The organism is Streptomyces sp. SAS_281 (genome assembly GCF_052542855.1).
Genome location: NZ_JBMNDO010000175.1, coordinates 1 through 12,631 on the forward strand (window position 1 = coordinate 1; position 12,631 = coordinate 12,631).

At 72.7% G+C, this 12,631-nt stretch carries 6 protein-coding genes; 5 read left to right on the forward strand and 1 reads right to left on the reverse strand.

Translation table 11 applies throughout. From position 1 onward, the window contains the following. Positions 1-90: 90 nt before the first annotated feature. Positions 91-1,593: a B12-binding domain-containing radical SAM protein gene (locus ACN6LM_RS35905; protein ID WP_445069618.1), complete on the reverse strand. Its 1,503-nt coding sequence runs from the start codon at positions 1,591-1,593 to the stop codon at positions 91-93. Positions 1,594-1,982: 389 nt separating this feature from the next. On the opposite strand from ACN6LM_RS35905, the gene ACN6LM_RS35910 reads away from it, so the two are divergent. Genes ACN6LM_RS35910 through ACN6LM_RS35930 form a run of 5 tightly spaced genes read left to right on the forward strand, consistent with a single transcriptional unit; the run spans position 1,983 to position 12,557 of the window. Beyond that, positions 1,983-3,824, forward strand: coding sequence for an ABC transporter ATP-binding protein (locus ACN6LM_RS35910; RefSeq protein ID WP_445069619.1), 1,842 nt, complete (start codon positions 1,983-1,985; stop codon positions 3,822-3,824). Then, complete coding sequence (locus ACN6LM_RS35915; protein WP_445069620.1) at positions 3,821-5,530, forward strand: ABC transporter ATP-binding protein; 1,710 nt, start codon at positions 3,821-3,823, stop codon at positions 5,528-5,530. Before ACN6LM_RS35910 ends, ACN6LM_RS35915 begins: the two co-directional genes overlap by 4 nt. A 57-nt stretch (positions 5,531-5,587) precedes the next feature. Then, on the forward strand, positions 5,588-10,102 hold the full coding sequence (locus ACN6LM_RS35920) for an amino acid adenylation domain-containing protein (RefSeq protein WP_445069621.1): 4,515 nt from the start codon (positions 5,588-5,590) through the stop codon (positions 10,100-10,102). Then, positions 10,099-10,902: a thioesterase II family protein gene (locus tag ACN6LM_RS35925; protein WP_445069622.1), complete on the forward strand. Its 804-nt coding sequence runs from the start codon at positions 10,099-10,101 to the stop codon at positions 10,900-10,902. Before ACN6LM_RS35920 ends, ACN6LM_RS35925 begins: the two co-directional genes overlap by 4 nt. Positions 10,903-10,958: 56 nt before the next feature. Further along, positions 10,959-12,557, forward strand: coding sequence for a (2,3-dihydroxybenzoyl)adenylate synthase (locus tag ACN6LM_RS35930; protein ID WP_445069623.1), 1,599 nt, complete (start codon positions 10,959-10,961; stop codon positions 12,555-12,557). The last annotated feature ends 74 nt before the right edge of the window (positions 12,558-12,631 follow it).

A 12,631-nucleotide genomic window follows, 5' to 3' on the forward strand; every position in this document is an offset into this window, starting at 1 on the left:
CCCTCCCCCCCCCCCCCCCCCCCCCCCCCCCCCCCCCCCCCCCCCCCCCCCCCCCCCCCCCCCCCCGCCGTCGTCCCGCGGCCCCTGGTCTCAGACCGGGTCGCGGACCAGCTGCCGCCCTGCCGGGGCGAGTTCGACACCGAAGTCCTTCAGTCGGTGGAGGTTGTCGCGGATGGCCGCGGCTCCCTCGTCGAGGTCGCTGCAGTCGACCGGAGCCATGCCCATCCGCTCCAGGCACTTCTCCACCGCGATGTTCACGCTGTGATCGTGACGGGGCATCAGCCAGTGCTGGTAGTCGTGCTGCCAGAGGCTCAGCACGGCCTTCGGGTTGGTGAGCCGGACCTTGTCCAGGGTCTCCTTCTGCAACTGCGCGGCCTGTGCGCTGTTCATGCCGATGTGGGACCAGGGCGAGGCGGGGTCGGTCGGATCGTCCGCGACGATCTGCAGCTCCTCCCGGTCCTGCCAGAGGGGCATGGTCTCGTCGGTGATGGAGAACTTGGACAGTGCGTAATGCCCGGAGTACTCCCGCAGGAGGTAGTCCTGCGTGTCCTGGAACATGCCGGGGTCCTCACCCGGATATCCGACGATGAAGAGGCCGTAGTACGACAGCCCGCTCCGGCTGAGCAGCTCGACGGCCCGGCGGTTCTGCTTCACCGAGACCCGCTTGCTCATCCGCTTGAGGGTGTCGTCGTTCATCGACTCGAAGCCGATGTGCAGCTGGTAGCAGTGCGAGGCCTTCAGGCCTGTCACGGTCTGCTCCGAGTTGAGCGTGTTGGCCCGGCTGAATCCCTCCCATCTCGGTACGCCCGAATCCGGCAGGATTTCCAGCAGCCGGCGCAGCCGGGTCGGCGGAATGGTGAAGGTCGAATCCATCGCCGAGATGACATCCGCGCCGTTCCGGGAAGCATAGGCCAGCCAGTCGTCACGGATCTTCTCGGCGGACTTGAATCGCCATTTGGGTGAAGCCGCGGGAAACGAACAGAATTTGCAGTCGAAGGGACAGCCCCGCATGGACTCGTAGGGGACGATCTGCTGTTTCCCGAGGACTTGCGGCGAGGGGAAGTCGTCGATGTCGACGTACTCGGTGGGGTTGATGCGGATGTTGTCCTCGTCGCGCCACACGAGATTCGGCACAGCGCCCAGCTCGCCCCGTCCCGTCAGGGCGTCCAGGGTCTTCGGCAGGGCGATCTCGCCGTCGCCGCGGACCACCGCGACGATCTCCGGGTGGTCCCGCATGGCCTGCATGAACTTGAGGTTCGTGAACTGCCCGCCGGCCACGATGCGCGTCCCGGGCAGGTTCTCCCGTATCCATCGCACGGCCGAGCCCAGGATGGGCCCGTTCCAGATGTACGTGGTCGACAGGAGCACCACGTCCACATCGCCCTCGGGTACCTTGGCGCGCCCCTCCCACACGTCGGCGAGATCCAGGCGGTCGAAGCTGTGCCCGCTGTTCTCCAGGATCGACAGCAGGGTGACCGTCGTGAGGTGCGGCGTCGTGGCCGAACGGGGCCTGAGCAGGGCGTAGTCCTGGCCGTGCTGAGTGAAGGCGAGCCGCCCGAGGTCCAGGTCCGCGCTTCCGGCTCTGCGGAGCATCTCCCTGGCCGCGTCGGACGGATTCGGCGTGAAAAGGGAACCCTCGAGATAAGGCGAATTGAGGTTTGCGGGCCCTAGCCCACTCAGTAGTAGAAAGTGCACGCGTCCCAGCTCTCCCGTGGTGAGGTCGTGGCCGCCGGGGATGGGGCCCTCGCGATGGTTTCAGGCCACTTCTGGGCATCGTCTGGACGGAATCTCCGCGCCGGGATTCTCCGCCGTGGTGTTCTTCCCCGCCTCCGGAGGGGCGCCGGAGGCGCTTCTCGCAGCGCTTGCGAGGCGCGTTCTTATACGTGTAAAGTTATTGCCGTCTTCATGGAACTTTCCGTCCGGTCGTGGCGGCGCTGCCCGCTCCCCGGCCGTACGGTCGCGCCCGAAAGGTGGGGAATCCCATGGCCACGGCAGAGGGTCTGCACAGCCGTGCCGACGGTGGGGAGGTGGTCGGCGGCGGATCATCCGAGAACGATCCCGGCGGCCCCGCGGCGACCTCCAGGCAGGTTCTCCTGCGCTTGCTCCGCCCGTACCGCACCAGTCTCGTCGCCGTCTTCGTACTCCAGATCGTCAGCTCGCTGGCCGGCCTCGCACCACTCATCGCGGTCGTCGAGCTCGGTCGAGTGCTGCTCGCGCCGGGGCCGGTGGACCACGGTGCCGCCTGGCTCGCCGTCTGGATCGGCGTCGCCGGTCTGCTCGTCAGGGTGCTGCTTGCCGCGGCCTCGGGCGGCATCGCCCATCTCGTCGACGGGCGGCTCCAGCTGACGTTGCGCAGGCTGCTCGCGGAGCGCCTGGGGAAGGTGCCGCTCGGCTGGTACTCCCGCCGCAGCTCCGGCGAGATCAGCGGCGTGGTGCAGGGTGACGTCGATCAACTGCACCACCTGATCGCGCACGCGCCCGTCGAGGCCACATCCGCCGTCGTCGTACCGCTCGCCTCGTTCGGCTACCTCGCCTGGGTGGACTGGCGCCTGACGCTCGTCGCGCTCGTACCGGTCCTCCTGGGCCTGCTGCTGCAGCGCCTCCTCCAGAGCGAGGACCGGCAGCGCGAGGGCCGCAGAATGGGCGAGGCCATGGGGCGCATCGGCGCCGCGTCCGTGGAGTTCGTCGAAGGCATCGCCGTCGTGAAGACCTTCGGCGGCGGCGGGCAGGCGCATCGGCGCTACCGCAAGTCCGCGGACGACTTCGCCGACTTCTTCCTCGGCTACGTGGCGGGAGCCGCCGGGCTCGCGTCGCTGGCCGCGCTGGTGCTCTCCCCGCCGTTCGTCCTGCTGCTCGTCCTCGCCGGCGGAACCGCCCTGGTCTCCGCCGACGCCATGCCGCCCGCCGACCTGCTGCCCTTTCCCCTGCTCGCCGTCGCGTTGACCGCGCCCATCGCCGCGCTCGGCCACGGTCTGGACAATGTGCACGCCGCGGAGCGGTCCGCCGAGCGGATCCGGGCGATGCTCGCCGTACCGCCGCTCCCGGAGCCCCTCAGGCCGGCCGAACCACAGGGCGACCAGGTGGAGTTCCGCGGCGTCGGGTTCGCGTACGACTCCGGCCGCCCGGTGCTGCAGGGCATCGACCTGCTCCTCGAACCGGGCACCACCACCGCGCTCGTGGGCCCCTCGGGCGCCGGCAAGTCCACCCTGGCCCAGCTCGTCCCGCGCTTCTCGGACCCGACCAGCGGCGCCGTGCTGCTCGGCGGCGTCGACGTACGCGACATCACGAGCGAGCGTCTGTACCGCCAGGTCTCGTTCGTCCTCCAGGATGTCCGGCTGCTCCGCACGAGCATCGCCGAGAACATCGCCCTCGCCGTGCCCGAGGCCGACCGGGCCGCCGTCGAACAGGCGGCCCGCGCCGCGGGGATCCACCAGCGCATCCAGCAGATGCCCCGCGGATACGACTCCGTGATCGGCGAGGACGTGGGCCTCTCCGGGGGCGAGGCGCAGCGCCTGTCCATCGCCCGGGCCCTGCTCGTGGACGCCCCGGTGCTCGTCCTCGACGAGGCGATGTCCTTCGCCGACGCCAAGACCCAGGCCGAGATCCGTGCCGCACTCGGCAACCTCGTCCGGGGCCGCACACAACTCGTGATCGCCCACCGCCTGGAGACCGTCGTCCGGGCCGACCGGATCGTCGTCATGGAGGACGGCCGGATCGCGGAGAGCGGGACCTATCGCGAACTGCTCGACATGAACGGAAAGTTCGCCGCCATGTGGCGTGCCCAGCACGCGCGTGCCGGCCGGAAGAGGGAGATCCACGGATGATCAGGCTGCTGCTCCGGGTCCTGGGTGAGCGGCACTCGGGCCCCTTGCGTCGTACGGTCGCGCTGATGTCGTTGTGCGCCGTCGTGGAAGGTCTGTCCTACGCACTCCTCATCCCGCTGCTGCGGGCCGTGCTCGACGGCGAGGCAGAGGACGCCTGGCCGTATCTGGCCGCCTTCGCCGTGGCCGTCCTCGTCACGTCGGTGCTCGGCTACCACAGCGACAAGTCCGGCTTCCGCACCGGCGGTGAGCTCTCCCGGGGCCTGCACCACCGGTTGGGGGACCACCTCGCCGGACTGCCCCTCGGCTGGTTCACCCCCGGGCGGGTCGGTGAGGTCTCCGGGCTCACCAGCCGGAGCGTGATGGAGGTCATGTCGGTACCCGCGCACCGGCTGAGGCCCCTGATCAACGCCACCCTGATCCCGGTCTCCGTGGTTGTGGTGATGTTCTTCTTCGACTGGCGTCTCGCTCTCGCCGGCCTCGTCGCCATCCCCGTGATCAGCGGCGTGCAGCGCTGGACCTCCAAGGCCACCGCACGCCAGGACGCGGAGCGGGCACGCAGCAGCGACGAGGCCGCCGGCCGCGTCGTGGAATTCGTCCGCGCCCAGCCGGTGCTGCGCGTCGGCGGCCGAACGGGCGAGCGCTTCGGCCTCCTGGACGACGCCCTGCACCAGCAGTGGCGCAGCGGCCGACGGGCGGCCCTCAGCGGTGTGCCGGGCATGCTCGGTCTCACCTTCTCCGTGCAGGCCGTCTTCACCGCCGTCCTCGCCCTCGGCGTGTACGTGACGCTGGACGGAAGCCTCGGCGCTCCGGAACTGCTGGCGATCATGGTGCTGGCCGCCCGCTGCGTCGACCCCCTGCTGTCCCTCGCGGACCTGGGCGGAATCATGCGCGTCTCCCGGGGCGAACTGGAGCGCATCGACGCGATCCTGAGCGAGCCCCCGCTGCCGCGTGCCGAGCGGCCGGCGGTTCCGGCCCACGACGGGGTCGAGCTGACCTCGGTCGGATTCCGGCGCGGCGATCGCCAGGTGCTCGACGGGCTCTCCCTGACGGCCGAGCCCGGCCGAAGGGTCGCCGTCGTCGGGGCCTCGGGGGCGGGCAAGAGCACGCTGCTCCAGCTCATCGCCCGTTTCCACGACGTCGACTCGGGGGTGGTCCGCCTCGGGGGCGTGGACGTACGGGACATCGACGGCGAGGAGCTGATGTCCCGCCTCTCCATGGTCTTCCAGGACGTCTACCTCTTCGAGGGCACCATCGAGGACAACGTGCGGATCGGCCGGCCCGACGCCACGGCCGACGAAGTGCGGGCCGCGGCCGCCGCAGCCTCCCTGGACAGCGTGGTGGACCGGCTCCCCGACGGCTGGGAGACCCAGGTCGGGGAGGGTGGCGCGGCGCTGTCCGGAGGCGAGCGGCAGCGGGTCTCGATCGCCCGGGCCCTGCTCAAGGACGCCCCGCTGCTGCTGCTCGACGAGGCCACCTCGGCCCTCGACCCGGAGAGCGAGGCGCTGGTCCAGGAGGGTCTCGACCGGCTCATGGAGGGCCGTACGGTCATCATGGTCGCCCACCGCCTCAGCACGGTCGAGAGCGCCGATCTGATCGTCTTCCTCGAGGACGGCCGCATCGTGGAACAAGGCACTCACGATGAACTGGTCCGATCCGGCGGCCGCTACGCCGAATTGTGGACAATCAGCGCCCACGCGGCTGCATGAAGGCACCATGACGAGCGCTCGTTCGTCAGTACACCATCCGACACACGGGGGGTAGGGATGTCACGCGGTACGGCAGGGGGCCAGGTCGATCTCCGCAAGGAGGTGTCCGCGCTGCTGGGGATCGGGCTGAGCCCCGGCGACGACGAGGTGAACCTCTTCGAGCTGGGCCTGCAGTCCATCCAGTTGATGCGTCTGGTCAACCGGTTGAACCGGTCGGGGGCGGGCGTGGACTTCACCGAGCTGGCCCAGGACCCACGGCTCTCCGCCTGGTGCGCGCTGCTCGCGGCGCGGCAGGAGACGGGCGCCGCGGCCCGCGAGGAACCCGCCCGGGCCCGGCCGGAGCGGCCGGCCGGCGCCGCCGGCCCTGTCGACCTCCATGCGCCGTTCCCGTTGACGCCCGTCCAACAGGCTTACTGGATCGGCCGGGACACCGGTCAGCCGCTCGGCGGCGTCGGCTGCCACGCCTACGTGGAGATCGACACCCGGGAAACGGAGGCGGACCGGCTGGAGCAGGCCGTGCGGGCGCTCGTCCGCCGCCACCCCATGCTCCGCGCCTCGTTCGCCGACGACGGGACCCAGCGTGTGACGGAGAGCGGCACATGGCCGGGCCTGACCGTCCACGACCTCACGGACCTCCCCGCCGACGCGGCGGACGAGGCCCTGCTGGACCTGCGCGAGCGACTTTCCCACCGCGTGCTCGACGTCGCCCGGGGGGAAGTCTTCGACGTCCGGCTCAGCCTGCACCCCTCCGCGGGCCGGCGCATCCACATCAACGTGGATCTGCTGGTCGCCGACGTCCACAGCATCCGCCTGCTGCTGGCCGACCTGGCGGCGCTGTACGCGGACCCGGCGGGCGTCGCCGAACTGACCTACACCTTCCCCCAGTACACGGCGGACACCGCCACCCGGCGGGCGGCCGGGCGGGAGCGCGCGCGCGAGTACTGGCAGCGACGCCTGCCCGAGCTGCCCGGCGGTCCCGCTCTCCCGTTGGCGGTGGACCCCGACGAGATCGGCACGCCCCGCTTCGTGCGGCGCGGGCACACGCTGGCCCCCGACGCGTGGGCCGCCCTCCGGCGCAGGGCCGGTGAACACGGCCTCACGCCCGCCGCCCTGCTGATGACCGCCTTCTCCGAGATCCTGATGCGATGGAGCGGCCGGCAGCGCTTCCTGCTCAACATCCCGCTGTTCGACCGCGATCAGGGCCTGCATCCCGACACCGAACGCATCGTGGCCGACTTCACCAGCCTGCTGCTGCTCGACGTCGACCTGTCCGCCGACGCCGGCTTCGCCGACCGCGCCCGGGCCATCCAGAGGCGCCTGCACGACGACGTCGGCCATGCCGCGTACACCGGCGTCGACGTGCTGCGCGACTTCGTCCGCACCGACACCGGCAACCCGCGCACGGCGCCCGTCGTCTTCGCCTGCAACCTCGACGCCCCGCTGGTGCCCGACGAGTTCGCCGCCGAGTTCGGCGAGCTGGCCTGGATGATCTCGCAGACTCCCCAGGTCTGGCTCGACCACCAGGTGTACGGCACCCGTGAGGGCGGCCTGACACTGGCCTGGGACGTCTGCGAGGAACTCTTCCCGGAGGGCGTGGTCGACACCATGTTCGCCGCGTACACCGACCTGGTGCGGCGCCTGGCCACCGCAGACTGGAACCTTCCGCCCGACATACCCCTGCCCGAGTCCCAGATCCGATGTCGGGCCGAGACCAACTCCGTGGCTCGCTCGGAGAGCGGCCGCCTGCTCCACCAGGCGTTCTTCGAGAGGGCAGCCGGCCGGGCCGACCGGACCGCACTGCTCTGGGGGGACGACGGCCGGCTCGGACACGGCGAACTGGCGGACCGGGCACTGCGCGTGGCGGCCGCGCTCGTCGCGCGGGGCGTGCGACCGGGCAGCACGGTCGTCGTCACCGTCCCCAAGGGCCCCGACCAGATCGCGGCGGTGCTCGGCGTCCTCGCGGCCGGCGGTACCTACGTCCCCGTCGGCGTCGACCAACCGGCTGAGCGCAGGGACCGGGTCCACGCGCTCAGCGGCTGTGTGCTCGTCCTGGACGGCACTGGTGCGGAGCCGTCGCCCGGCTCCCCGGCTCCCGTCCTGCCCCTCGCCGAGGCCCTGCGCTCCGCTCCGCTGGCGGCCCCCGTCGAGGTCTCCGCCGACACGACCGCGTACGTGATCTTCACCTCCGGCTCGACCGGGACCCCCAAGGGCGTCGAAGTCAGCCACCGTGCCGCCGTCAACACGGTGGAGGACATCGACGAGCGGTACGGCGTGGGGCCCGCGGACCGTGTCCTCGCCGTCTCCGCACTGGACTTCGACCTCTCGGTATGGGATGTCTTCGGCCCGCTCGCCGAGGGCGGCGCCCTCGTCCTGGTCGATGAGACCGACCGGCGCGATGCCCACCGATGGCTCGCCCTCTGCGAGCGGCACTCCGTCACCGTATGGAACTCCGTGCCGGCCCTGATGGACATGCTCCTCACCGCGGCCGGCACGGCTCCGCTTCCGGGCTCGCTGCGCCTCGCGCTGCTCTCCGGCGACTGGATCGGCCTCGACCTGCCGGGGCGGCTGGAGCGGGCGACGGTCGGCCGGTGCCGGTTGGTCGCGCTCGGCGGCGCCACCGAGGCCGCCATCTGGTCCAATGCCCACGAGGTCACCGCCGTGCCCCGGGAGTGGCGGTCCATCCCGTACGGCAGGCCGCTGGCGAACCAGCGGTTCCGCGTGGTCGACCCGCACGGCCGGGACTGCCCGGACTGGGTGCCCGGAGAGCTGTGGATCGGCGGAACCGGGGTGGCCGAGGGCTACCGGGGCGACCCCGAGCTGACGAGGGAACGTTTCCCCGTCGCCACCGACGGCCGCTGGTACCGGACCGGCGACCAGGGACGCTACTGGCCCGACGGCACGCTCGAGTTCCTTGGCCGCATCGACCACCAGGTCAAGATCAACGGCTTCCGGATCGAACTGGGCGAGATCGAGTCCGTGCTCCAGTCGCACCCCGCCGTGTCCCACGCCCTCGCCGGCGTCATCGGCGAGCGGACCCGGGAGATAGCGGCGGCCTTCCTGCCCACCGCGGCCGCCGCACCCGAGCCGGCAGCCGCCCGCGCCGCAATCGACGGCGGGGACGCCCATGAGCTGGAGGCGGGGCTGACCGAGACCCTGCTCGCCGCCCTGCTGGACCCCCTGCTCGGCGCGGGCGGCGGACCCGTGGAGGTGGATGCGCTGCCCGTGGCGGTGACGGCACGCGAACGCCTCGGCTCCTGGCTGGACTTCCTGCGGGACCGCCGCGTCCTGAGTATCTCGGCCGGAGCCGTGACCCGCGGCCCGCGCTGGCAGGAGGTCCGCGACGCAGAGCGGGCCGCCGCGCTGCGCCACCGGATATCCGGGACCTCCCTCCAGCCGGTCGTGGAAGCCTGGGCCGGAGCCACACCCCTGCTGGCGGCGGTGCTCGTGGGAACGGCCGGCATCGATGCCCTGACCGACGACCCCCTGCTCTCCCCGGACGGGCTCGCCCTCCGGCTGACCGGTGTCATCGCCTGTATGGACGCCGTCGCGCAGGAGGTCGAGGCCCTGCACACCGATCGCGGCGGGCCGCTCGCCCTCGCCGAGTGGGCGGGCGCGGCCGGCCGGGGTGCCGCCGCCCTGCTGGAGCGGATCAAGCCCGGCACGGTCGACTACACGCTGCTCGACCCCGACGCGTCCCGGATCGCGGCGGCCGAGGCCCGGCTCGCCGGTTCCGGCCACCAGGTGCGGACCGCGCGTCAGGACGCCTTCACCGTGCCCGAGGCGAGGCTCGCCGCCTTCGACGTGCTCGTGGCCCACGACGCCCTGGGCCTAGAGCCCGACCCGGACGCCTGCGCGCGCACGTTGGCCCTGCTCGGCAGGGAGGGCGGCCGGCTGCTCGTCGTCGCCCGGGAGCACCCGTCCCCGCTGGCGATCCCGACGGCGCCCGTCCCGCACACCCCGGCCGACGCCGCCCGATGGCTGCGGGCCGTGGAACGGGCGGGTTTCTCCGGTGCCCGGGTGTCCCGGCGCGAACCCGACGGCGTGGTCCTGATCACTGCCAGGCGCCCCGGACCGGAGCGCGCCGAGCAGGCGGCCGACCCGGCGGCGATCCGCTCGTGGCTCGCCGACCGGCTGCCCGCGCACATGATCCCCGGCTCCCTCGTCGGTCTGGCCGAGCTGCCGCTGAGCGCCAACGGCAAGGTGGACCGGCGCCGGGTCGAACGGGCGCTCGCCGAGGCGGCGGCCCCGGGGGAGGGCATCGGCGATCCCCCGAGGGGGGCCGTGGAGGAGGCGGTGGCGGAGCTCTGGGAACGCGTACTCGGCGCGCCCGTCACCGCCAGCGGCGCCGGCTTCTTCGCGCTCGGAGGGGACAGCCTGGCGGCGACCCGTCTGGTCGCCGGCATCCGCGGCCGGCTGGACGTCGAGCTGCCGATGCGCGATGTGCTGCGGGCCCCGACGGTGGCCGGAATGGCCGCGCTGGTGAGCGGGGCGAGGGCGGCGCGGGGCCTGGACCCGGACCCCGGCGGTGCGGCCGGTGGGCCGGCCGGCGCGTTCGAGGAGGGCGAGCTGTGATATCCGCCGACCGCCGGCAGACCTCCGCGCTGCGTGTCCTGTCCCCGCGGACACACGCGCGCGCCCGGCTGATCTGCTTCCCGCACGCCGGTGGAGCCGCCGGTGCCTACCGCGGCTGGTCCCTGGACGCCCCGTGGGACATCGAGGTGTGCGCGGTGCAGTACCCCGGGCGGGGGGACCGCTTCGACGAACCGGCGGCCACCGACATCGGGAGCCTGCTGGACGACCTCGTACCGGCCCTGACCTCGGCGTGCACCGGGGGCGAGTCGGTGACGACCGTGCTCTTCGGGCACAGCATGGGCGCCGCCGTGGCGTACGAGGCCGCACGCAGGCTCGCCGTCACCGGCAGCCCGCCCGCCGCGCTCGTCGTCTCCGGCCAGCCCGCCCCGGAGCGCACGCGGGGCGGCGGCACGCTCCACCGGGCCACCGACCGGGAACTCCTCGCGGACCTGAATCGGCTGGGAGGCACCGCCCGGGACGTCATGGACAACAGCGCCCTGCTCGGCGCCCTGTTGCCGGCCATCCGCGCCGACTACCGGCTGATCGAGACCTACCGCCCGCTGCCCAGCGGCCCGTTGGACATCCCGGTGACCGTGCTGTACGCCGACGACGACCCGGAGATCACCGCCGACGAGGCCGCCGCCTGGAGCGGGGTCACCACCGGGGCCTGCGCGGTGGAGGTCTTCACCGGAGGCCACTTCTACCTGGAGACCAGGCGCGCGATCGTGCTCCCGCGTGTCTTCCGGACGGTGCGCGCGGCGCTGCCCCCTACGGCCACCGCCTGGCCGTCCACCCCGTGACACGCCGACGACCGATGCCGTGCGCCCCCATTGACCGAGGTAGAAGGAGGATCCCCATGCACGAGGGCTGTGTGCCTTGGCCCGAACCGGTCGCCCGTAGGTACCGGGAGGAGGGGTACTGGAACGCGGATGTCCTCGGGACCTGGTCCGTGCCGGCGCCTGGGCAGCGGGCCGGGACCGCCCTGGTGACCGCGACCGGCAGGGTCACCCACGAGGAACTGGACCGCAGGGCCGACCGGACGGCCGCCGGCCTGCTGCGCGCCGGCCTGCGGCCCGGCGACCGCGTGGTCGTGCAACTCCCCAATGACATCGACCTCGTGGTGCTGAGCCTGGCCCTGTTCCGGACCGGCATCCTGCCGGTGTACGCCCTGCCGGCCCACCGCACATCGGAGATCACCCACCTCGTGGCGACCGCCGAAGCCGTGGCCTATGTCTGCCCGGACCGGGTGCCCGACTGCGACTTCCGGCTCGTCGCCCGCGAGGTGCTCGACCGGACCGACAGTCTTCGGCACGTGTTCGTCGCGGGGGAACCGGGACCGTACACGGCGCTGTCCTCCGTGGACGCGGATCCCGCTCCCCTGCCCGCGCCGGACCCCGAGGACATCGCGCTGTTCCTGCTGTCCGGCGGAACCTCGGGACCGCCGAAGCTGATCCCGAGGACGCACGCCGACTACGCCTACCAGCTGCGGGAGTCGGCGCGGCTCTGCGGCGTCGGGCCGGACAGCGTCTATCTCGCGGCGCTGCCCGTGGAGCACAACTTCGCCCTCGCGTGCCCGGGCGTCCTGGGCACGCTCCGGGCCGGCGGCACGGCGGTGCTCGCATCGGCACCCACCGCGGACGTGTGCTTCCCGCTCATCGAGCGGACCGGCGTGACCATCACCTCGCTGGTGCCGCCTCTGGTGCCCCTGTGGCTCGACGCCGCGGAGTGGGCGGACCAGGACCTCTCCTCCCTGCGCGTCCTCCAGGTCGGCGGCGCGAGGCTCGACCCGGAGACGGCCCGCCAGGTGCCGAAGATCCTCGGCTGCACGCTCCAGCAGGTGTACGGAATGGCCGAGGGCCTGCTCAACTACACCCGGCTCGACGACCCGGAGGACGTGATCGTCCACACGCAGGGGCGACCGCTCTCACCGGCCGACGACATACGGGTCGTCACGGAGGACGGGACGGAGGCGGGTCCGGGCGAGACGGGCGAGCTGTTCACGCGGGGCCCGTACACCCTGCGCGGCTACTACCGCGCGGGGGAGCTCAACCGCACCCGGTTCACGGAGGAGGGCTTCTACCGGACGGGCGACCTGGTGCGCCGGACCGCGGAGGGCAACTTCGAGGTCGTCGGCCGGATCAACGACGTCGTCAACCGCGGCGGGGAGAAGGTGCCGACGCTGGAGGTGGAGGAGCACCTGCTCGCCGCCTTCCCGCTGCTGGGCGTTGCCGTTCTCGCCCTGCCCGACCCCGTCATGGGGGAGCGGACCTGCGCCTGTGCGGTCCTCAGGGAAGGCGCGCCCGCGCCGGCTCTGCGGGACGTGCAGGCGGCCCTCCGGGGCCGGGGGGTTGCCGCGTACAAGGTGCCGGATCAGCTGGTGGTCCTGGACCGGCTTCCCATGACCGGCGTCGGCAAGGTCGACAAGCGGGCCCTGCGGGCGGCCCTGGAGGCCTGAGCGGGGAGGGGCCGTGGGGGGGGGGGGGGGGGGGGGGGGGGGGGGGGGGGGGGGGGGGGGGGGGGGGGGGGGGG

Bases quoted from the DNA above. Each gene is read 5' to 3' on its own strand.
- ACN6LM_RS35905 (WP_445069618.1), bottom strand. From the start codon at position 1,593: ATGCTCCGCAGAGCCGGAAGCGCGGACCTGGACCTCGGGCGGCTCGCC.
- ACN6LM_RS35910 (WP_445069619.1), top strand. From the start codon at position 1,983: ATGGCCACGGCAGAGGGTCTGCACAGCCGTGCCGACGGTGGGGAGGTG.
- ACN6LM_RS35915 (WP_445069620.1), top strand. From the start codon at position 3,821: ATGATCAGGCTGCTGCTCCGGGTCCTGGGTGAGCGGCACTCGGGCCCC.
- ACN6LM_RS35920 (WP_445069621.1), top strand. From the start codon at position 5,588: ATGTCACGCGGTACGGCAGGGGGCCAGGTCGATCTCCGCAAGGAGGTG.
- ACN6LM_RS35930 (WP_445069623.1), top strand. From the start codon at position 10,959: ATGCACGAGGGCTGTGTGCCTTGGCCCGAACCGGTCGCCCGTAGGTAC.